This window comes from Sorangium sp. So ce1335 (assembly GCF_051521615.1).
Classification (GTDB): domain Bacteria; phylum Myxococcota_A; class Polyangia; order Polyangiales; family Polyangiaceae; genus Sorangium.
This window is the reverse complement of record NZ_CP150363.1, coordinates 7,598,439-7,620,397: the sequence shown is the minus strand read 5'-3', so window position 1 is coordinate 7,620,397 and position 21,959 is coordinate 7,598,439. Positions and strand designations below refer to the sequence as shown.

The 21,959-nt window shown below is 73.3% G+C and carries 15 protein-coding genes; 6 read left to right on the top strand and 9 right to left on the bottom strand.

All coding sequences use genetic code 11. The features are described from left to right. Positions 1-81: 81 nt before the first annotated feature. Both WMF24_RS28070 and WMF24_RS28065 read right to left on the bottom strand, forming a co-directional pair. On the bottom strand, positions 82-282 hold the full coding sequence (locus WMF24_RS28070) for a DUF6289 family protein (protein ID WP_437730475.1): 201 nt from the start codon (positions 280-282) through the stop codon (positions 82-84). Between the two features lie 384 nt (positions 283-666). Beyond that, positions 667-822 carry an alpha/beta fold hydrolase gene (locus tag WMF24_RS28065; RefSeq protein WP_437730474.1) on the bottom strand — a complete coding sequence of 52 codons (156 nt, stop codon included), beginning with the start codon at positions 820-822 and terminating at the stop codon, positions 667-669. 340 nt (positions 823-1,162) lie between these two features. Between WMF24_RS28065 and WMF24_RS28060 the strand changes: the two genes are divergently transcribed. Continuing rightward, positions 1,163-1,783 carry a PepSY-like domain-containing protein gene (locus WMF24_RS28060; protein ID WP_437730473.1) on the top strand — a complete coding sequence of 207 codons (621 nt, stop codon included), beginning with the start codon at positions 1,163-1,165 and terminating at the stop codon, positions 1,781-1,783. 47 nt (positions 1,784-1,830) lie between these two features. Here the strand turns inward: WMF24_RS28060 and WMF24_RS28055 are convergent, their stop codons facing one another. The 6 genes from WMF24_RS28055 to ptsP form a co-directional block, all read right to left on the bottom strand. After that, positions 1,831-2,958 (bottom strand): hypothetical protein, encoded by a 1,128-nt coding sequence (locus tag WMF24_RS28055; RefSeq protein ID WP_437730472.1) that lies wholly within the window; start codon positions 2,956-2,958, stop codon positions 1,831-1,833. A 13-nt stretch (positions 2,959-2,971) separates the two neighbouring features. After that, on the bottom strand, positions 2,972-5,659 hold the full coding sequence (locus tag WMF24_RS28050; protein WP_437730471.1) for a family 20 glycosylhydrolase: 2,688 nt from the start codon (positions 5,657-5,659) through the stop codon (positions 2,972-2,974). Positions 5,660-5,767: 108 nt separating this feature from the next. Beyond that, complete coding sequence (locus tag WMF24_RS28045; RefSeq protein ID WP_437738865.1) at positions 5,768-6,778, bottom strand: SIS domain-containing protein; 1,011 nt, start codon at positions 6,776-6,778, stop codon at positions 5,768-5,770. A 16-nt stretch (positions 6,779-6,794) separates the two neighbouring features. Then, a complete protein-coding gene (gene nagA, locus WMF24_RS28040; RefSeq protein ID WP_437730470.1) occupies positions 6,795-7,886 on the bottom strand; it encodes an N-acetylglucosamine-6-phosphate deacetylase in 1,092 nt (363 codons plus the stop codon). A 4-nt stretch (positions 7,887-7,890) separates the two neighbouring features. Beyond that, positions 7,891-9,624 carry an N-acetylglucosamine-specific PTS transporter subunit IIBC gene (gene nagE, locus WMF24_RS28035; RefSeq protein ID WP_437730469.1) on the bottom strand — a complete coding sequence of 578 codons (1,734 nt, stop codon included), beginning with the start codon at positions 9,622-9,624 and terminating at the stop codon, positions 7,891-7,893. Between the two features lie 95 nt (positions 9,625-9,719). Then, the gene (gene ptsP, locus WMF24_RS28030; RefSeq protein ID WP_437730468.1) at positions 9,720-12,329 is read right to left on the bottom strand and encodes a phosphoenolpyruvate--protein phosphotransferase; all 2,610 of its coding nucleotides are present in this window, start codon (positions 12,327-12,329) and stop codon (positions 9,720-9,722) included. 499 nt (positions 12,330-12,828) lie between these two features. On the opposite strand from ptsP, the gene WMF24_RS28025 reads away from it, so the two are divergent. Both WMF24_RS28025 and WMF24_RS28020 read left to right on the top strand, forming a co-directional pair. Further along, entirely contained in the window at positions 12,829-14,403 is a 1,575-nt protein-coding gene (locus WMF24_RS28025) for a glycosyl hydrolase family 18 protein (protein WP_437730467.1), read from the top strand. Positions 14,404-14,698: 295 nt separating this feature from the next. Next, the gene (locus tag WMF24_RS28020; protein WP_437730466.1) at positions 14,699-14,962 is read left to right on the top strand and encodes a hypothetical protein; all 264 of its coding nucleotides are present in this window, start codon (positions 14,699-14,701) and stop codon (positions 14,960-14,962) included. 165 nt (positions 14,963-15,127) lie between these two features. Here WMF24_RS28020 and WMF24_RS28015 read toward each other — a convergent pair whose 3' ends face one another. Next, positions 15,128-15,493 (bottom strand): DUF1428 domain-containing protein, encoded by a 366-nt coding sequence (locus WMF24_RS28015; protein WP_437730465.1) that lies wholly within the window; start codon positions 15,491-15,493, stop codon positions 15,128-15,130. Positions 15,494-15,846: 353 nt separating this feature from the next. On the opposite strand from WMF24_RS28015, the gene WMF24_RS28010 reads away from it, so the two are divergent. The 3 genes from WMF24_RS28010 (at position 15,847) to WMF24_RS28000 (ending at position 21,787) form a co-directional block, all read left to right on the top strand. Next, positions 15,847-16,596, top strand: a complete 750-nt coding sequence (locus WMF24_RS28010; protein WP_437730464.1) for a Uma2 family endonuclease — start codon at positions 15,847-15,849, stop codon at positions 16,594-16,596. 236 nt (positions 16,597-16,832) lie between these two features. Continuing rightward, on the top strand, positions 16,833-20,885 hold the full coding sequence (locus WMF24_RS28005; protein ID WP_437730463.1) for an RHS repeat-associated core domain-containing protein: 4,053 nt from the start codon (positions 16,833-16,835) through the stop codon (positions 20,883-20,885). Beyond that, the gene (locus tag WMF24_RS28000) at positions 20,882-21,787 is read left to right on the top strand and encodes a hypothetical protein (protein ID WP_437730462.1); all 906 of its coding nucleotides are present in this window, start codon (positions 20,882-20,884) and stop codon (positions 21,785-21,787) included. Before WMF24_RS28005 ends, WMF24_RS28000 begins: the two co-directional genes overlap by 4 nt. The last annotated feature ends 172 nt before the right edge of the window (positions 21,788-21,959 follow it).

Sequence of the window (21,959 nt, the reverse complement as noted above, 5' to 3'; positions counted from 1 at the left end):
GGAGCGATCTGTACACGATCACGAGAGCGGCGGAAAGTGAGGTGCGACGGCGCGCGTCGCCGTCGATGATCGGCGCCTCCGTCAGGGAGGAGGCGGGGTACAGGTGAAGCACCCGCCGCACTGGTAGTGCTGCGTCTTGCGGCCCCACGCGATCTGGTTGTTGCAGCAGTCGCGGCCGTACTGGCCGACGACCGTCGTGAGGCTCGCGTCGCTGTAGTAGGTGCAGTTGGCCCCGGGCGCCGCCTCGCTCGAGGGGGCGAGCAGGGCAGTTGTTCCCACCATCGCTGCTCCTGCCGTCAGGGCAGCGAAGAAGAGCCGCAAACGAGTAGCCTTGCCGAGCCGACGCATGAATGCTCCTTTCGCGATGGAGGCCTGTTTCAGCCCCCGGTTCATGCGAGTTACCTTAGACCGAGCGCTCGTCTCGATCAAGCGCTCCAGCCGGGGGCGCCGTGCGCGCCATCTGCTGATCTGGGCGTCTTCACGATAGGTCGCTCGTCGTTTACAATTCTTCATGATCGCGCCGCGATCGGTCCGGCAGGTCAAGGACGAGGGCGACCGGTACGGCCATGGGCGTCGCCTCGGCGCTCCGGACGAGCGCAGGCGGATACCCGGCGCTGCCTTCACTCTCGATTCGCGATCCGATCGACCGCGTCCTGAACCTTCGAGTCAAGCCTGGCAGGAGGACATTGAGTCCTCCATGTCGCCGAGCCCGCCGTGGAGCAGCAAGATCGCGCGGCCGCCCTCCTGGCCGACGATCTCGTGATAGATGCTCGCTCCATCGATCTCTACGGACTGTCCCGATTGATGGTCGAATTGGCTCATGTCGTCCTCCTGCAACGGCCGCCCGGGATCGTGGCCAGGCCACGATCAGATCAGCGCAATGGACCGCCCGTGACGGAATGTACGGGTGGTGTCCGGCACAGACGCTCATCGGCGTCATGTTCACACGAGAAAATCAAAATTGATGTGCACGGACCTGTGTGTCCCGTGTCATACTGGGTGCGATATGTGGGGCAATGGGGGTGCTATGGATTCATGTAGAACTGTCCTGGGTGCTGTCGTGTCCGTCGTCCTGACGTGCCTGCCGTGCGCGTTTTCCGCCGCTTCTCCGCTTGCGGCGACCGACGCGCACGGCGCCTCGGCCAGTCACCAGACGGGTCAGGTGGCAGGTGCCCTGGACGATATCGAGCGGATCATCGCTGTTGAACAACTTCCTGCGCCCGTGCGCGAGGCGCTCATGAGCTTCGGGAAGAAATCCAAGATCCTGCAAGTGGAGGAGAACATCGACGGGGGCGTCGCGACCTACGAGATCGATCTGCTCCTGGCCGACACGTATCACGAGGTGGAGTTCGACGCCGAGGGCAACATGATCGGCACGGAGATCGAGGCCTGGATCGTGTCTCTGGCCAGCGTCCCGGAGCTCGCGCGCAGGGCGTTCGAGGACGAGGCATCCGGGGCGGCGATCGTGGAGGTGCGCATGGAGATGGAGGAGGATCTCGGGGAGTACGTCTACGAGGCCGACATCCGGAACATGAAGCGGACCTACGCGCTGAGGATCGACGGGAATGGCACGCTGATCGAGCGCGACATCACGCTGGACATGCTCCCGCCAGGGGCCTACTGGGCGCTCGCCCGCGCAGCGCAGGGCGGATGGATCGTGGAGCTGGACGAAGAGCTGCACGACGGGAAGCTCTCGTACGAGGCGAACATCGTCGTCGGACGGGTGGAGTTCGAGCTCTCCGTCGACGCCGACGGAAACGTCGTCGAGCTGAACTATCCCTGAAGAGCTGAACTATCCCTGAAGCGCCGAGCTCGCCGGGGTGCGCGACGCTACCGCGGCGCGCGCACCACGCGGCCGCCGTCGGCCTCGTCGGCCGCGTAGACGCAGGCGCCGTGCACCGCCACGGCCGAGGGGCGCGTCAGGCCCTCGGCGAGCACCTCGGGGTAGCCGGGGCACCCGGCGGTCGGGCAGCGCATGACGGTGCCCCCGCCGCGGTTCGCCCAGTACGCGTCCGCGCCCTCGATCGCGAGCGCCGCTGGGTCGCGCAGCGGCCTCGACGGCTCGGCCTGCGGCGCGAGCGGCTCCGGGGCGCACGACGCCGTGGTGTCGCAGCGGGAGACGCCGCCCGCCGCGCCGCCGGGGTCGGCCCAGGTCCAGAGCACCTCGCCGGCGCCGAGCGCGACCCGGTCCGGATGGTCGAGGAGCACCGCGAGCTGCGTGGGGGAGGCGGCCGACGTGGCGCCCTTGGCCAGGCGGTGAACCTGGCCGTGGCCGGCGCCGGCGCCGCGGAGGGCCCAGACGACATCGCCCCCGTCGCCCGGGGCGACGGCGACCCCGCGCGGGTGGGACTGGGCCGGCGCGAGCACCTCCGGCGCCGCGCCGCAACCCTCGGCGAGGGGGCAGCGCAGCAGCTCGCCGGCGGTGCCGCTCGGCTCGTCGCGCGTCCAGTACACGTGCCGGCCGTCCGTCGCCAGGCCGCGCACGGCCTCGGCGTCGCCGGGACCGAAGGCGAGGAGCGAGGTCGCGCCCGCAGCGCAGCCGTCGGCCGGGCACCACCAGAGCCCGTCGCCGGCGACCCAGACGACGAGCCCCTCGGCGGCCGCGAGGAGGCCCGGCGCCGGCGTGAACGACACGAGGTCCTCCACGGCGTCCGTCGCGGGATCGAGGCGGCGGACGCGATCGCCGGCGCGGCTCGTCCACACGACGTACCGTCCAGCGGACGCGATCGCGGCGGGAGCGCCGGCCGCCTCGGGCCCGGCGACGACGCACTGGCGGCTGCAGTCCCCGGGCGCGCAGCCCTCCGGGTCGCCGGGAGCGGGGGTGTCCGGGCCCGGCTCGTCCACGGCGCCGCCGCTCAGGCCGTCGAGATCGATGTAACAGCCAGGCAGACCGGGGAGCAGCGCGAGGGCGGCCACGAAGGCCCCCCGCCGCGCTGCGATCCACGACAGCCCCCTCACCGCGACAGGCCCCTCACCGCGCCGCGCGGCGCTCACCCGACGCGCCCGGATCGAGCACGGAGGTGCGGCTGCCGCGGCCGCGCGTGTCGAACGTCCTGAGCTTGACGACGCCGCTCACCGCCACCGGGCCGCTGTAGACCGGCGAGTCGGCGTCGGGCTCGGCGCCGTCGGTCGTGTAGCGGATCTCGAGCCCCGGGTAGGCGACGTTCGCCACCAGCTGGCCGTCCTCGACGCGCGCGCCGGGCAGCGGGAGCCGGTAGTCCACGCCGCCGCTCAGGTGGTCGAGCCGCGGCAGCTCGCGCTGCCCCAGGCTGTTGGCGAAGCGATTCCACGCCTCGGCGAGCAGGCCCGCGCGGGTCGCCGCGTCCTGCTCCGTAGCCCACGCCGGGTCGGGCGCCCAGGCCCGCTCCGCGAGGCTGACGAGCTTCGGGAAGATCAGGTAGTCCATCGCCTGCTGCCCCTTGGCGTTCTCGCCCCAGAGCTGCCCCTGGATGCCGAGGATGTTCGCCCTGCCGACGTCGGTCAGCCGGACGTGATCCCGGAACATCGCGGCCTGATCGATCGGGTTGCCCATCCGGTCCACGTTGGCGCTCTTGTAGACGTCGAGCGGCACGAACTCGTAGGGCTGCCGCGTGTCGACGAACCCGGCCCAGTAATAGCCGGGCTCCGCGGGATCCTTGTCGTAGGCGAGGTCGAAATACAGGTTCGTGGCGTTGGAGAGGACCACCGGATAGCCAGCGTTCGCCAGCTTGTAGCCGTTGTCCTCGTCGCCCCAGCCCCAGGTGTTGTTCCACACGTACGGCCTGAAATTGCTGCTCGCGAACTCGGGGTTGGCCACCTTGTCGACGCCGCCCTCCGCCTGGACCTTCTTCAGGCCGATCTCCTCCCAGCCCGCGGTGACGAGGCCGTGGGACGCCACGATCGCGCTGACCTTGCGGAGGAAATGGCTCGCCAGGTCGTCCACCGAGTCGACGCCGTCCCCGGACGCCCGATCGAGGAGCGCCTTGCATGAGGGCGATTGCTCCCAGACGCCCTCGGGCACCTCGTCGCCGCCCGTGTGAAAGGTCGTGAGCTTCGCGCCGGCCTCGGCGTACATCGCGACGACGTCGTCCACGACCTTCTCGACGAACCGATAGGTGGAGTCGCGGCAGGGGTTGATCACGTTGTCGCGCCACATCTGCACGGACATGTACTGGGACGGGTCGTCGAGATCGCTGAGCAGGAACTCCTCGGCGCCGTCGAGGTCGCCCTCGGCCGCGAGCCTCGCGTGGCGCGCCTCCATCGCCTTGACCGCCGCGCGGGCGTGCCCCGGCATGTCGAGCTCGGGGATCACCTCGATGTGGCGCGCCGTGGCGTAACGAAGGATCTCCACGAACTCGGCGCGGGTGTAATGGCCGCTGCCGCTCGTCTTCGGCGCGTCCGGATCGGGACCGGAGCCGAACGAGGGGACGATCCGGTCGCCGTCGTCCAGCGTGTGGCCGCGCCGGGCGCCGACCTCGGTGAGCTCGGGCAGGCCGCTCACCTCGAGGCGGAACCCCTCGTCGTCCGTCAGGTGGAAATGGAACCGGTTCAGCTTGTAAAAGGCCATGAGGTCGAGCAGCTTCAGCACGGCCTCCTTGCGCTGGAAGTTGCGCGCGACGTCGAGGTGCATGCCGCGGTACGGAAAGCGCGGGGCGTCCTCGACCGTGACCGCATCGAGCGCGATCTCGGACCTTGCGCTCCGGTACGCCTCCACGGGCGCGAGCGCGCGCAGGCTCTGGATCCCGTAGAAGACCCCGGCCGCGTCGCTGCCCACGATCGCGATGCCGTCCTCGGTCACCGTGAGGCGGTAGGCCTCGTCGCCCGCCTGCCTCGGCCGGCCGCCGACGTCGATGGCGCCCGTCGTCAGCGAGATCGCCGCCGTCCCCGGGGGCGGCGCGCCCTCGCGGACCTCCGGCGCGCCGCCGAGGAGCGCGCCTAGCGCCTCGGCCAGGAAGGCGGCCTCTCCCGCCAGCCCGGTCGCATGGTAGATGGGCACGGCGGACGAGAGAGCCAGCGCTCCGGCGCCCGCCTCGAGGCGCACGGGCGAGGGGACGATCCTGTCGACGTCGCCGGCCGGGAGCAGGCGGACCGCCTGGTTCTCGTCGTAACGAGACGCCGCTGTCGGCACGGGCGTGATGTCGCCGGGGAACCTGTCTGTCTGCTTCTCGTCGACGAACGGCGCGACGGTCTCGGAGCCGACCGGCTCCGGCGCGGAGGCGACGCCCGCGTCGTCCGTGAACACGAAGTAGAAGCCCGCGGGCGCGTCCGTCTCCTTGATGGCCCAGTACGCCGCGTCGAAGGGGATGACGACGCTCCCGTGCGGCGCTACCGGCTCGAAGGCCTCTGTCGGCTCCAGCTTGAAGAAGTCGCCGTTGATGTGGGTGACCTTCACCCCCGCCGGCAGGCTCTCGGGCACGATGGTGCGCACGAAGTTGAAATAGAGCGCCCAGCCGCGGTTCCCGAGCGCGGCGGCGCCATGGTTCGTGATCGTCAGCGCCGAGCCGAAGCTCACGGCGGGGTTCTTCGTGTTGTCCAGCACCTCCCAGCGCACGGCGATGTGGGCGCCCGACGGGCGCTGCTGCTGCGCCGCGCCGCCGTCGCCGCCTACCCCGTCGTCGCCGACGCCGGTGCCGCCACCGCCGTCGCCGCCGCCGCCGTCTCCGCCGGTGCTGGTGCTCATCGTGGTTCCTTCGGTGGACGAGGACGTCTCGTCGTCGGCGCACCCTGCCACAAGCAGGGCCGCGGCGAGCAGCCCAAATCGGAATACAGGCCTTCGCATGGCGCACTCCTACAGTGTTTTCGTGACCTTCTTCAGCCGCCTCGGCGCGTCCGGGTCCAGCCCTCTGGCCTCGGCAAGGGAAGCGGCGGCGAGATAAAACGCCTGGATCTGGCAGAGCGGATCGAGCAGCGCGTGCGGGGACTCGGGCACCGCGAGGTCGACGCCCGGGAGCCCCGCGGGGCCGACGAGGATCACCTTCGCGCCCTGGCCCCGGAAGTCCTCCGCCACGCGGACGAGGCCGGCCTGGGCCGGGCCGCGCGGGGCGAAGATCAGGAGCGGGAACCGCTCGTCGATGAGGGCCATCGGCCCGTGCTGCACCTCGGCGACCGTGAACGCCTCGGCGTGGATACCGCACGTCTCCTTGAACTTGAGCGCCGCCTCCAGCGCGATGGAGAAGCCCGGGCCGCGCCCGAGCACGAGCAGGCGCTCCTCGCCGGCCAGCGCGCCGACGAGCGGGCTCACGTCGACCCCGGCCGCGGCGGAGAGGGCGTCCGGCAGCGCGCGCAGCGCGTCGAGCAGGGCGGCGTCCCCCCGCCAGCAGGCGACGAGGCGGGCCATGGCGCTCAGGCTCGCGATGAAGCTCTTCGTGGCGGCGACGCTGCGCTCGGGGCCGGCGCGCAGCGGGAGCGTCGACGCGGCCGCCTGCGCGAGCGGCGAGCCGAGCTGGTTCACGAGGGCCGCCGTCACCGCGCCCGCGGCCCCGCAGGCGTCGAGCGTGCTCACGACGTCCGGGCTCTGCCCCGACTGCGACACGGCCGCCGCGAGGACGCCCGGGAGCCGCAGCGGCGCGCGGTAGAGCGTCACGACCGACGGCGGCAGGCTCGCGACAGGGCAGCCGAGCTGCGTCATCACGAGGTAGGCGAGGTAGCCCGCGGCGTGGTCCGAGCTGCCGCGCGCGATCGTGACGACCGACGGCGGCGGCGCCGCGCGCAGGCGGTCGCCCAGCGCGCGGTAGGCGGGCTCGTCCTGGGTGAGCTGCTGCGCCACGATCTCCGGGGCGGAGCGGGCCTCCTCGGCCATGAGCGAGCTCTTCCGGTCATTCAAGGGGCTCTCCTTCCACGAGGACCTGTCGCAGCGCGAGATCCTCCTCCAGCACCAGCAGATCGGCGAAGGCGTCGGGCGCGACGCGCCCCCGGTCCGTGAGGCCGAGGTGCTCGGCCGGGAACTGGCTGCAGCGGCGCGACGCGTCGGCCACGGAGAGGCCGAGGCCGACGAGGTTCGTGAACGCCTGGTGCATGGTCAGGCAGCTCCCGGCCAGCGTCCCGTCGGGGAGCCGCACGCTGTTCTGGCACTTCGTGACGGCGTGGGCGCCGAGCCTGTACGGCCCGTCCGGCATGCCCGAGGCCGCGGTGCCGTCGGTCACGGCGTAGAGCCTCGGGATGCATCGGAGCGCGGCGCGGATGGCGCCCGGGTGCACGTGGACGAGATCGGGGATGAGCTCGGCGAAGTCGCCGTGGGCGAGGGCCGCGCCCACCGCGCCGGGCTCGCGGTGGTGAAGCCCGGGCATCGCGTTGAAGAGGTGCGTGAAGCCCTTCGCCCCCGCCGCGAGCGCGGCGACCACGTCCTCGTAGCGCGACAGCGTGTGGCCGATCTGCACGCGCACCCCGAGGCCGGACAGGTCGCGGATGAGCTCCAGGTGGCCGGCGAGCTCGGGCGCCAGGGTGAGCACGCGGATCGGGGCGATGGCGTGCAGCGCGAGCGCGGCGCCGAGGTCGCCGGTCGCCGCGCACGGGGGCTGCGCGCCGAGCCGACCCGGGTTGAGGAACGGGCCCTCGAGGTGGACGCCGAGGACGCGCGCCTCGCCGCGGCGGCGCGCGTCCATGGCGGCCCGGATCGCGCGCAGGGCGGCGGCGATCTCCGCGGTGGGGGCCGTCATCGTCGTGGCCAGGAGGCTCGTGGTCCCTGTCGCCGCGTGCGCGCGGGCCATCGCCCGGGGCGCGTCGCCGCCCTCCATGACGTCCCGGCCGCCGCCTCCGTGGACGTGCAGGTCGATGAAGCCCGGCAGGATCCGGGGCCCTGCGGCGGGCCCGGGGATCGGCGTCCCCTCGATCCCCTCGATCCGCGCGCCGAAGCGCACGCGGCCGCGGAGCCAGCCGTCCGGGGTGAGGATGTTTCCCTCGAGATCCACGGCGTCACCCCTTGAGCTTCTGCTCGAGCGCGGCGGCGTACCGCGGCGCCTCGGGGCCGACGAGCAGGTGGACCACCCGGTGCGGGAGGCGCATCACGCCCCGCACGCTCGCCGCCTCGAGCGCCGCCTCGTCGACGGCGGCGTCGTCGGCGAGCTCGACGCGCACGCGCCCGCTCGGGAACCCCTCCACGGACACGACGTTGGCGGCGCCGCCGAGCGCGGCGAGCCAGCGCTCGACCCGCGCCGAGAGCGCGGCGGACACGCCCTCGCGCGCGGCGCTCGCCGCCTTGCGCACGCCCGACGCCGCCGGCGCTGCCGCCGCCGCCGCCGTGGCGGCCGGCGCGTCGACCCGGAGCTCGCGTATCTCCCGGGCGATCGACTCGGCCATCGGGCCGAGGATCACCTGCAGCCCGTCGGTCCCCGGGCGCACGACGCCCTTCGCGCCGAGCGCCTTCAGGTCGGCGTCCTTCACGAGGTCGCGGTCGACCATGACGAGGCGCAGGCGGGTGATGCACGCGTCGATCTCGCGGAGGTTCCCGTGGCCCCCGAGCGCCCGCAGGAGCTGCCCGGCGAGCCCGCCGGCGTCCGCCTCGACGTCGGCGCGCGGCGCCTCGTCGGCCGACGGCGCCGCGGCCGCCGCCTCGCGGCCCGGCGTGGCCAGGTTGAACCGCTCGATGCAGACGACGAAGAGGCCGTAGTAGACGACCGCGTAGGCGAGGCCCACAGGCACGATCATCCAGCCCTTCGTCGAGAGGCCGTAGTTCAGCGCGTAGTCGATGAACCCGGCGGAGAAGCTGAAGCCGTGCTTCACGCCGAGCACGTCGAGCAGCGCCAGCGAGACGCCGGTCAGCACGGCGTGGACGGCGTAGAGCGCCGGCGCGAGGAACATGAACGCGAACTCGATGGGCTCGGTGATCCCCGTCAGGAAGGCGGTCAGCGCGGCAGAGAACATCACGCCGAAGGTGGCCTTCCGGTTCTCCGGGCGCGCGGTGCGGTAGATGGCCAGGCACGCCGCGGGCAGGCCGAACATCATCACCGGGTAGAAGCCGGCCATGAACGCGCCCGCCGAGGGATCGCCGGCGAAGTAGCGGTTCAGATCCCCGGTCACGACGCCCTTCGCGCCCTCGAACGATCCGACGACGAACCAGGCGAGGTTGTTGAGGATGTGGTGCAGCCCGGTCGGGATGAGCAGGCGGTTCAGCACGCCGAAGAGAAAGGCGCCGATCGGGCCCGAGGCCACGATCCAGCCGCCGAGCGCGTCGATGCCCGCCTGCACGGGCGGCCACACGAGGCCGAGGACGAGCGCGAGGGCGATGCTCGCGCCGCCGGTGACGATCGGCACGAAGCGGCTGCCGCCGAAGAAGCCGAGGAAGGCGGGCAGCTTCGTGTCGCGGAAGCGGTTGTACATCGCCCCCGCGAGGACGCCGGCGAGGATGCCGGCGAGGACGCCCATCTTGATCTTGTCGTTGATGGTCTTCACCCCGCCCGTGATCACCAGGTAGGCGATCATCCCGGAGAGCCCGGCCACGCCGTTGCGCTCGTGCGCGAGGCCGACGGCGATGCCCACGGCGAAGATCAGCGCCAGGTTGTCGAAGATCGCGCCGCCGGCCTGGGCGACGAACGCGATGTCCAGCACGTCGGGCTGCCCAAGCCGGAGCAGCAGGCCCGCGACAGGAAGCACCGCGATGGGCAGCATCAGCGCCTTGCCGACGCGCTGCAGCTCGTTCAACGCTCTCATTCGAAGCTCCTTCTCCCGTTGTGCAGGGCGGCCCTCGCGTCGCTCGGCCGACGGCCCCTGTCGTGTGCTCGCTGCGGCGGAATGACGGACGTGGCTCAGCCGGGGCGCGCGCCCGGCGCGAGCAGCGCCCGCACCTCGGCGGCGGTCCCCAGATCGAGCGCGGCCCGCGCGATCTCGCGGCACCGCGCGGCGTCGAGCTCGCGGATCTTCGATTTCACCTCCGGCATCGCCTGGACGCTGACGCTCAGCTCGGTGACGCCGAGGCCGATCAGCACGGCGACGGCCTCGGGATCGCTCGCCACGGCGCCGCAGATGCCGACGTGGCGCTCGCGCTTCTGCGCGGCCTGCGCCGTCGCCTCGATGAGCCGGAGCACCGCGGGGTGCAGCGCGTCCTGCCGCCCGGCGAGCCGCGGGTGGGTGCGGTCCATGGCCAGCGTGTACTGGGTGAGGTCGTTCGTGCCGATCGAGAAGAAGTCGACCTCCTCGGCGAACCTGTCGGCCTGGATCGCGACCGACGGCACCTCGACCATCACGCCGAGCTCCACGGGGGGCGATCCGGCGCGCCGGCGCTCCTCCTCGAGCACCTGCCGCGCCTCCCGGAGCTCGTCGAGGCCCGAGACCATGGGCAAGAGGACGCGGTGCACGGCCCCGACCCGGGCCGCGAGGATCGCGCGGAGCTGGCTGCGCAGGATCGTCGGGTGGAGCGCGCCGATGCGCAGGCCGCGGATGCCGAGGAGCGGGTTGTCCTCGGTGGGCAGCGGCATGTACGAGAGCGGCTTGTCGCCGCCGACGTCGAGCGTGCGGATGGTGAGGGGGCGGCCCCCGAGCGCGTCGGCGATCTCCTGGTACGCGGCCGTCTGATCGGCCTCGGTCGGCGCCGTGGCGCGATCGAAGAACATGAGCTCGGTGCGCAGGAGGCCCACGCCCTCGGCCCCGAGCCGGACGGCCGTGCGGGCGTCGTCGGCGCTCGCGATGTTGGCCAGCACGGCGACGCGGACGCCGTCGCGGGTCACGGCGCGCTCCGCCGCCGCGGCCTCCTGCCTGGCGCGCAGGGCGCGGCGCGCGCCGAGCCGGCCGCGGTAGGCGTCGAGCTCGGCGTCCGTCGGGTGGAGCAGCAGCGCCGCCTCGCCCGCCTCCAGCGCGTCGAGCACGGCGGTCGCCCCCGCCTCGACGTCGAGCAGCGACGCCGGGCCGCCGACGAGGTACGGCACGCCGAGCGAGCGGGCGAGGATCGCCGCGTGCGAGGTGGTGCCGCCGAGCACGCTGACGAGGCCGGCGACGCCGTGGTCCGCGAGCCGCACGACCTCGGAGGGCGTCAGCGTCTCCGCGACGACGACGCTGCCCGCCGGCGCCGCCTGCGCCTCGTCGCCGCCGGCGAGGTGCCGCAGCGCGCGGCCGCCCACGTCGCGCAGGTCGTTGGCGCGCGCGGCGAGCAGGGGGTTCTCCATGCGCGCGAGCTCCCGGTACGACGACATCACCGCCTCGCGCCACGCGAACGCGGCCGACTTGCCCTCGACGATGGCGACCTCGGCGCGCGTGATCACGTCCGGATCGTCGAGCATCGTGAGGTGCGCGCTGAAGATCTGGGCCTGCTCGACGCGCTTGCCCGACGCGGCGACGAGCTGCTTCAGCTCGCGCCGGGTGTGCAGGAGCGCCTTCTGCAGGCGCGCGAGCTCCACCTCGGTGTCGGCCGCGTGCTCCTCGACCTCGAGGGCGAGCGGGTCGAGCTTGCAGACCGGGCCGATGGCGAGGCCGGGCGCGGCGCTCACGCCGGGCAGGCGCCGCGGGTCATCGGGCGCACGCGGCGCACGCGGCGCACGCGGCGCACGCGGCGCGCGCGGCGCCGGGGCAGGGGAGGCGGCGGGCTCGGGCGCGTCGGTCGTGGCGCGCGCGGCGGAGAGGTCCTCGCCGAGGCCGCTGCGGACGAGCTCGACGAGGCGCGCCACCGCCCGCGCCGCCTCGCTGCCGCTCGCGACGATGCGCAGCTCGGCGCCCGGGCCCGCGCCGAGGTTCATCAGCGCGACGACGCTCTTCGCGTTGGCGTTGCGGCCGTCGAGCTCCACGCTGATGGCGGCGGCGAACGATCGGGCCTCGCTGGCGAGCACCGCGGCCGGGCGCGCGTGGAGCCCGTGCGGGTTGGGCACCACGACGACGGCGGACGTGACGCCGACCGTGGCCCGCGGCGGCCTCGACGCGCCGGCCTCGCCCGCGCTCGACGCGTCGTCCCCGCCCTTGCGCCGGGCGGCCACGGTCATCAGGCGGCTCGCGCCGGCCGTCGCCACGCCGCTCGCGCGCTCGACGATCGCGCTCGTCTCGCCGCTCAGGAGGATGATCTGCGTGAGCAGGCTGGGCGCGCTGCGGAGGAGGCGGTCGGCGTCGAAGTCGAGGAGCGGCTGGCCCGCCGACACCCGGTCTCCCTCCTTCACGCGCGCCGTGAAGCCGTCGCCCTTCAGGGCCACCGTGTCGATGCCGACGTGGATCATGATCTCGACGCCGCCCGCGGCGCTCAGGGTGATCGCGTGCCGCGACGCGTGGAGCTGGGTCACCGTCGCGTCGCAGGGGGCGAGGAGCGTGTGGGTCGTCGGATCGATCGAGATGCCGTCGCCGACCACCTTGTCGGCGAAGACCGGGTCGGGGACCGCCTCGATCGGCACGATGGGACCGGAGAGCGGTGCGAGGAGCGTCAATGTGTCGCCGGGGTGCATTTCGACCGCGATCCTACCCCGACGCGCCTCGGCGGGTTCCTGGCTGGGGAGCTCGATGGTGCCGTCCACGGACCCGGACAAGAGCAAGCGTCGTGCCCTGACGAGCGACGAGGATCGACCGCCCGCCGCCGGGGCGATGATCCAGGAAGAGCGCCGCGGCGGGCCGTCGCCGCGCGGTCGCGCGGGCCGTCGCCGCGCGGTCGCGCGGGCCGTCGCCGCGCGGTCGCCGCGCGATCGTGCGGATCGCTGGGGGGCGATCCGGGGGCTCTCCCGCGATCGGGGGGATCGCCCGGCGATCTCCCCGATCGCCCCCCGCTCCGGCCAGGCTCGCCGGGGGCGATCGCGGCGCGTCTCCTCATGGCGGCGCTCGAAACCTGGCTGTCGCGTGGCCGTGGCGAGGACGCTCGATGTCATCGCGGTGAGCGGTACGCCGGTTGCTCATCCGGTTTGCAACAACCGAAGACCGGGATACCGGCACACACACCCAAGGAGAACAGCCATGAAGCTTTCGCACCTCACGACCCTGCCGATCTTCGCTGTCATGGCCCTGGCCGGCTGCGGCGGGCTGGATGGCGGAGACGGCCTCGGCCCCGAGGGAACCGAGCTCGACGCGACGGAGCAGGCCGCCGTCGCGGCCTGGGCGCCGTACACCGCGTATGCGGTCAACTCGCAGGTGACTTATGGTGGTGTCACCTATAGCTGCATCCAGGCGCACACATCGCTTCCGGGCTGGGAGCCGCCGATCGTCCCGGCGCTCTGGAAGGTCGTCAGTGGCGGCACCGGCGCGAGCTCCAGCACCACGAGCTCGACCTCCGCCGGCGCAGGCGGCAGCGGCGGCGCAGGCGGGAGCGGCGGCTCGGGCGGCAGCGGCGGTGCTGGCGGCGGCGGCGGCTCGGGCGGCGGCGGCGGCTCGGGCGGCGGCGACGCCGGCGGCAAGAAGGTGATTGGCTACTTCGCGGAGTGGGGCGTCTACGGCCGCAACTACCACGTCAAGAACATCGACACGAGCGGATCGGCCGCCAAGCTGACGCACATCAACTACGCGTTCGGCAACGTGGTGGGCAACCGGTGCCAGATCGGCGACCCGTACGCCGATTACGACAAGGCCTACAGCGCCGCGGACAGCGTCGATGGCGTCGCCGACACCTGGGATACGGGCGCGCTCCGCGGCAGCTTCAACCAGCTCCGCAAGCTGAAGCGGAAGCACCCGCACCTCAAGGTGCTGATCTCGCTCGGCGGCTGGACCTGGTCGGCAGGCTTCTCCGACGCCGCGCTGCCCGCGAACCGCGCGGCCTTCGTCTCGTCGTGCGTCGATCTCTTCATCAAGGATCCGCGCTGGGCCGGCGTGTTCGACGGCATCGACGTCGACTGGGAGTACCCGGCCGCCTGCGGCAGCACCTGCAACCAGCGCCCCGAGGACACCCAGAACTTCACGGCGCTGCTCGGCGAGTTCCGCCGCCAGCTCGACGCGGCGCGCCCCGGGCTGCTGCTCACGATCGCGGCGCCCGCCGGGCTCGACAAGATCTCGAAGATCCAGGTCGGCGAGATCCACAAGCACCTCGATTTCATCAACCTGATGACGTACGACATGCACGGCGCCTGGGAGAGCACGACGAACTTCCACTCGCCGCTCTACAACTCCGGCTCGAACCCCGCGAAGGCGCTGAAGTACAGCACCGACGAGGCGGTCACGGCCTGGCTGAGCGGCGGGACGCCCGCGAGCAAGCTGGTCGTCGGCGTGCCCTTCTACGGCCGCGGCTGGACCGGCGTGGCGAGCGCGAACCAGGGGGTGTGGCAGTCGGCCTCCGGCGCGGCCCCGGGCACGTACGAGGCGGGCATCGAGGATTACAAGGTCCTGAAGGCCAAGGGCCACCCCGGCTTCACCCACCCGGACACGAAGGCGTTCTACACCTTCAACGGGACGGAGTTCTGGAGCTACGACAACCCGGCCTCGCTCGGCGTCAAGATGCGCTACATCAAGGACAAGGGGCTCGGCGGCGCGATGTTCTGGGAGCTGAGCGGCGACACGTCGAACGGCGAGCTGATCACCGCGGTGAAGAGCGGCCTGCGATGACACCCGGCGCGGCGCCGGGCAGGCGGTCCTCCGCGACCTGAAGCCAGCTCACGCCCGCCGGCGCGCCCTGCGCCGGCGGGCGGTCGCCTCGTGAGGCGCCGTCCCGTGTGGCGCTTCGGGTTCGCCCGCGCACCGCGCCACCCAGGGACGAATCTGGCGAGCATCATACCAATACGAGCTCATGTGATGTCCTTTTGACTTGCCTCGACACGGGTTTTCTTCCTATTGAGTGGTCTGCCAGAGGGACGCTGACCATCGGCCGCCTGATCACGAGATTGGCTCGAGATCGACCGGCGTGGGCCGATTCGGCTGCGACTTCGTCGTGCGGGCGACGCTCGACGACGGGAGCGCGAGGACGGTGCTCGTGCGGCGCAGCGCGGGGGATGCGTTCTTCTGGTGGGGCGTGAACATCCCGGGAGAGGGGACGATCGCGAAGGTGGAGCTCCTGCGCCGCCCGATGAACAACAACAACGACACCGAGGCGCCGGAGCACGTGCGGCAGGCGAGCGCCGCGGCGTACCTCGACGAGGCGGAGGTCGTCGTGTCGCGCTCCTTCTGAGGCGTCCGAGGCGCCCGTTTGCGGATCGGAGCTCCGGGGGCGACGCGCTCGCCGCCCTCTCGGGCTGTGCCGGCTCGACAGGACCTCGACGCGGCCGAGCGGCTGATCGAGGTGCCGGCCTGACGTATCGAACCTACAGGTGCCTCTTCGTGCCCGGCGCGCCGGTCACGCGCGCTCCTCGTCGCGCGTGTCGAAGAGGACGGCGAACCCGCCCCAGATCATGCGCTTGCCGTCGAACGGCGCGTCGCCCATCTGCATGCGCGGGTCGTTCCTCATCTTCTCGTTCGCCTGGTCGCGGACCTCCTTCGACGGCCACTCGATCCACGAGAACACGATCGTCTCGCCGGGCTCGGCCTTCACCGCGCCCTTGAAGTCGGTGATCTTGCCGTCCGGGACGTCGTCGCCCCAGCACTCGACGACGCGCGTCGCGCCGTACTCTCGGAAGAGCTGGGCGGCCTCCGCGCAGACCTTGCGATAGGCAGCCTTGTTGCCAGCGGGAACCGGAACCACGAATCCGTCGATGTAGCTCATGGGCGCGATGGTGCGAATCTTCGGCGGGCATTGTCAAGGACGACGTGCGGCGAACATGACCCGTCAAGCGCTGATGTCACGCGGCCTGTTGACACTGACCTCGCCGGCCTCGTGTCGCTGGCGCTCATGCCCGGATGTGTCGTGTCGAGCGCGGAGAGATCTTGCGAGTCCGGCGCGCAGGGAGCGATCGGCGCCGGCGAGGGCGCGTGCGATGAAGAGGAGCGGGATGAAGAGCAAGAAGAGGAAGAGGACGGCGCCGACCCTGGGCTCGGATCAGCTCATCTACCGAGGTGCGCCGCACGGCCCGCGCAGGGGGCCGCACCGGGCGGTCGTGGTATCTTCCGCGCCAGGCCATGTCATCCATCGAGCCCACGGACCGCCCGCCCGCTGCGCCTCGCGAGCGCGCGCGGGCGCACGTCTACAGCCGCCCGCCCGAGCGGGTGGTCTTCCCGGTGGCCGAGGAAGTGCCCGAGACGAACCGCCACCTGGAGATCCGCACCGCGCTGTACCTGATCCTCAAGCGCGAGCTCGCGCAGGTGGCGACCCTCGGGTCGGACCAGTTCGTCTACTGGGACCCGACGACCGCGAGGAAGCGCCTCGCCCCCGACGCTTTCGTCCGCCTGGGCATGCCTCACCGGACCTTCCGCACCTGGAAGACGTGGCTGCACGGGGCGCCCGACCTCGGGGTCGAGATCGTGAGCGAGTCGGACGAGGGCGAGCCGGACTGGGACGAGAAGCTGGCGCGCTACCGCGCCTCGGGCATCCGCGAGGTCGTGCGCTTCGATCCCGACGACAGGGCGCGGCCGATCCGCGTCTGGGACGCGCTCGACGGCGATCTCGTGGAGCGGGCGCCGGACGATCCGGAGCTCCGCGCGTGCGAGGCGCTGGGGCTCTGGTGGACGGTCGTGGAGGACCCGTCGGTCGGCCCGATGCTCCGGCTCGCGCGCGACCAGGAGGGCCACGACCTGCTGCCGACACCGGACGAGGCCGAGGCCAGGGCGCGCGAGGCGAACAGGAAGCTGGAAGCCGAGGTGGAGGCGCTGCGGGCAGAGCTCGCGCAGGTCAAGGGGAAGCGGCGGACGCGGCGACGCTCCCCGGGATGATGCGCTCGCCTGGCCCGGGGTGGTCGAGGACCGTCCCCGAAGCTCGGCAGGCTTCGCCGGGGGTGGTGGACCACGCTCCAGCTTACACTCCGGACTCCGCCGGAGGTGGTCGAGGACCGGCCCGGCAGCGCGCCGAGCTTCGCTGGAGGTGGTGAACCACCTTCCCGCCACGTCGTGGGCTGCGCCGGAGGTGGCCGAGCACCGGCCCGGCAGCGCGCCGAGCATCGCTGGAGGTGGTGAACCACCTTCCCGCCACGTCGTGGGCTGCGCCGGAGGTGGTCATCCCCCTCCCGGACACCCTCGGGCTCGTCCTCGTCATCGTCCTCGGCTGGTGTGTCCAGAATGCTCCAGGCGATACTCTGCCTGCCATGGCACGCACCGCCCCGGTTCCGAACATCCCGGCGATCCCTGGAATGAACCCGGGCGTCTTCATCATGGGCGGGGGCGGCGCGGGCGGAGGCCGCGGCGGCAAGGGCGGCCATGGAAGCGGCGCCAGCCAGGGCGCTGGCGGGAACAACGGGGGCAACGGCGCGAACGGCGGCGGCCCGGGCGCGAGCAGCTGCGGGCCAGGGAGCGGCGGCGGCTGCATGAACCCGGCGCACGGCGGCAACGGCGGCACGCACGCCGGCGACCCCGTCGACCCGGCGACGGGGCGGGTCTACACGCTCCCCCAGACCGACCTGGTGCTGACCGGGCCGCTGGTCTTCGAGCTGCGCCGCAGCTACTCGTCCTTCGCCCGCGAGCGCGACGTCGGCCTCGGCGCCGGGTGGACCCACTCGCTCGCGTGGGAGATCGAGCTCCGGCGGCGCACGCTCGTCGTTCACGCGCCGAGCGGCGCCGCGTCCCATCGCGACATCCCGGCGCACGGCGGCGAGGTAGCGCTCAACAGCGGCGGCCGCCTCCGCCGCGATGAGGAGGGCTTCCTTGTCACCGGCGGCGACGGCCTCGTCTACCTCTTCGAGCCCTCGGCTGCGTCCCGCGACCGCCACCGGCTCGCCGCTGTCGTCGACCGCGCCGGCAACCGCATCGACCTCGCCTACAAGGGCGACGTGCTCGAGGCGCTGCGCGACAGCGTCGGCCGCACCGTGCGGGTCCGCCGCCATCCGGACGGGCGCATCGAGGCGTTCGAGCTCATCACCGCGCGCGGCCGCGCCGTGCGCTGGCGGACCTACGCCTACGACGAGCGCGGCGACCTCATCGCGGCCACGGACGCCGTCGGCCGGAGCGTCCGCTACACGTACGACGAGCACCGCCTCGTCGAGCAGGCCTCCCCGTCGGGGCTGCGCGTGTTCTACCGCTACGACGAGCAGGGCCGGTGCACCGAGACCTGGTGCGCGCACCCCGGCGCGCGCGATCCGGCCCTCGTCGAGGGGAGCCCGACCGTTCTCGCGGACGGCCAGACGACCGCGCGCGGCATGCTCCACTGCCGCCTCGAGTACGCCGACGACTTCACCGTCGTGTACGACTCCCGGCAGGCGCGGCGCTTCGACAGGAACGCCTTCGGCAAGATCGACCTCGCCGCCGGCGTCTGGGTCGAGGGCGCCACGTACGACGGGCGCGGCGACCTCGTCGGCTACAGCGATCCGACCGGCGCGCGCACGCTCTACGAGCGCGACGCGGCGGGGCGGATCGTCGCTGTCGTCGACCCCGCGGGCGCGCGCGTCGAGCACCGCCACGACCCGCAGGGCAACGTCGTCGAGGCCACCGACGCGCTCGGCGTCGTCTGCCAGTACAGCTACGACGGCGCCGCGAACCTGCTCGGAGCCCGGGACGCGCTCGGCGAGCTCCTGCGCTTCACCTACGACGACCGGGGGTTGCGCGTCAGCGCCGTGCTGCCCGACGGCGGCGTCACCCTGTTCCGCCACGACGCCGAGGGCAACCTCGTCGAGCTGGTCGAGCCGCACGGCAAGCCGCGCCGCATGGAGTACGACGACGTGGGGCGGGTCGTCGCCGTCACGGACGAGGAGGGCCACAGGACCAGCTTCCACTACGACGAGCGCGGCGCGCTCTGGGGGCTGCGCTTTCCGGGCGGCGCGCAGGTCGCGATCGAGCGCGACGAGGACGGGCGGATCACGCGCTACCGCGGGCCCGACGGCGGCGCGTACGAGCTCGCGTGGGGCGGGTACAACCTGGTGCACGAGCTGCGCAAGCCGAACGGCGAGCTCACCCGCCTCCGGTACGACCGGGAGTGCCAGCTCGTCGAGGTGGTGAACGAGCGCGGCGAGGTGCACCGCATCGAGCGCGACGCGGCCGGTCGGGTCGTGGCGGAGCGCTTCTTCGACGGGCGCGAGCGCCGCTACCGCCTCGACGCGGCAGGCCGGCTCCAGCGCATCCAGGGCGCCGCTGGCGAGGCGACCGAGATCGAGCGGGATCCGTGCGGCAGGGTCGTCCGGCGCGTCCACGCCGACGACACCTTCGACGCCTTCAGCTACGACCCGGTGGGCCGCCTGGTCTGCGCGGAGACCGAGGCGACCCGCTGCGAGTTCACGTACGACGAGCGCGGCAACCTCGTGCGCGAGGCCCAGACCTGCGAGGGACGGACGATCGTCGTCGAGAGCGCGTACGACGCGGCCGGGCGCCGCACGGCGCTCCGGACCTCGACGGGGTACGAGGCGCGCTACGAGCGCGACCTGATGGGCCGCGCCCGGCGGATCGTCGCCCCCGGCGCCGCCATCGAGCGCACCCACGACGCCTTCGGGCGGGAGCTGCTGCGCGAGCTCCCGGGCGGGGGCCGTGTGCTCTGCCGGTACGACGGCATCGGCGCGCTCGTCGAGCGCCGCGTGCTCGGGCCCGCGGCCGCGCGAGCGCCCGAGCCGGACTGGGTCGGGCCGCTGCCGCCGGGCACGACGTACGCCGAGGGCTTCGCGCACGCGCCGGGAGGCGACCTCGTGGAGCACGTCGCGACGGGCGGCGAGCGGACGCGCTTCGAGCACGATCCGGCGGGGCGCATCCTCGCCCGGGTGTCGACGCACGCGCCGGCCGAGCGGTTCGCGCACGGCGGCGGCGGGCGCCTGCTGGAGGCGGGGGACGGCGCGCCGGCCCGCCGGTACGGCCCGGGCGGGGTGCTGCTCTCGCGGGGCGACGTCGCGTACGAGCACGACGCGGAGGCGCGGCGCACGGCGCGCACCGACGCGGCCACGGGCGCGCGCGTCACGTACGCCTGGAGCGGCCGCGGGCTGCTCGCCGCCGTGGCGCTGCCGGACGGGACCCGCGTCGAGAACGTCTACGACACGTCCGCGCGCCGGCTGCTCAAGCGCGTGCGCCGCGCCGACGGCGGCGTGATCGAGACCCGCTTCGTCTGGGATGGCGATGACGTGCTCCAGGAGATCACGGAAGAGATCGCCCGGGGCCAGCGGCGCGTCGTTGGCGCGCGCGAGTACCTCTGGGGCGAGCAGGGCGAGGGGCCGCTCGCGCACCGGGACGGGCCGGGCGGCGACGCGGAGGGCCGCCGGTGGGTCCACTACGCGCTCGGCGCCGGCGGCGCGCCGTCGCTCCTGCTCTCGGACGCCGGCGAGGTGCTCGCGCGCCTCCGGCCGAGCGTGTGGGGCGCGCTCGACGCCCCGCCCGGCGCCCCGGCCCCGACCCCGTGGCGTTACCCCGGCCAGTACAGCGATCACGAGACCGGGCTCACGTACAACCGCTACCGCTTCTACGACGCCGCGGTCGGTCTGTACCTGAGCCCCGACCCGCTGGGGATCGCCGGCGGGCTGAGCGCGTTCGAGTACGCCCGCGGCCAGCCCTTCCGTGTCGCCGATCCCGAGGGGCTCACCCCGGTGCTGTGCAACGTGTCCGGGCACGGCGTGCGCGGCCGCGGCGCCAGCGCCGCGGGCCGGAGCGGCGATCCGGTGCTGCACCCCGTCGTCGCCGCGGCGCTGCCGCCGCCGGTCGACCTCCGCGGCGAGCCGTTCTATCCGGCCGAGCGGCGCAGCCCGGAGACCTGCGCAGAGCCCGGCGCGCTGAGCGAGTACATCCGCAACTGGGAGCGCCAGAACAACAACGGCCGCCCGCTCGACCCGAACAACCCGCGCGATCGCCGGCGGATCCAGCGTTGCCTCCGCGACATCACGTCGATCGAGGCGCAGCACCCGGACGGGACGCCGCGCGCGCCGTGCCCGAACTGCTCCCAGCTCCTCCAGAACCTGCGCGATCGCTGGGGCGCGCCGCGGCAGCGCGTCGTGCAGCCGGGCGCGAGCAGCGAGACCGGGACAGACTCGCTGAGGAGCACGCCGCCCGACCCGCGCTGGGCGCAGGGCATGCGGCAGCAGCGCCGGCGGGAGCGACGGAGATGAGCAAGGCACACGGGAGCAGCGGCCGTCCGATGCGGCTCTCCGACAGCGCGCGCAAGCGGCTGAGCCGGCACGCCGTCGAGGTCTTCCAGGAGCTCGATCTGCGGCGCGACCCCGGGCACACGGCGACCCCCGACGCGCTGCGGGCCATGCTCGAGGCGCGCGGGCTGCCCGCGTACGAGGCCGCGCTCGAGCTCGAGGGCCTCGCCGGGGGGACGCCGATCCCGCCGGACAAGCGGCTCGGCGTGTTCGCCGCGCTCAGGGCGCTCGAGGGCGGGCGGCCGCTCGGGCCGGAGAAGCTGCCGCGGGCGGGCGGGGAGGTGCTGCTCCCGGTCGTCGCGAAGGGGTACCCGTCGGTCTGGATCGGCGCGGGCGGCACGATCTACCTGGTCGACACGGAGGGCGCGGGCGTGGCGCCGGCGTTCGACGCGCCCGCGCAGTACCTCGAGGCGCTCGCGATCGAGCTGGAGACGGAGCCCTGGCCGCCCGAGCCGGAGCGCCTGCAGTGGCACCACATCAGCGTCGCCGGCCTCGTCGGCGCCGCGATCGCCGAGCCCTTCTACGCGCCGCCGTTTCCGCCCGCGTCGGGGGCGCACGGGGCCGCGTGGCTGCGCGATCACCTGCACATCGTGGAGCAGGACACCCCCGGGTTCTTCGTGGGCACCCGGGTCACCACCACCGACGCGGACGAGGCGGTCGCGGCCCTGGAGGCGGCGCTCGCGACGAACCTCGAGGTGCGCTGGTCGGGGCCGCAGCGGCGGCCGCGCGCCGGGCAGCGGCCGGTGCTGTCGTTCACCTTCGCGCTGGGGCGCAACGCCTCCGACCGCGAGGTCGCTGTGTGGGGCGAGCCCGGCGATTACCGCATCGCCTCGCGGAGCGTCGGCGAGCCGTGGCCGTTCCGGTGAGAGGGCCCTCGCGCACGCGAGAGGGCAGACGGCAGACCGAGACGGAGCCGCCCGGCAGCAGGGCGTGGACCACGACCGCATCGCCGGTGAACACGGTGAGCTCCCGCGCCGCAGGAGGGAGCGGGGCCCCGGCCGCGGAGCGAGCGCCCGCCGGCGGCGCTCCGGCCGGTGA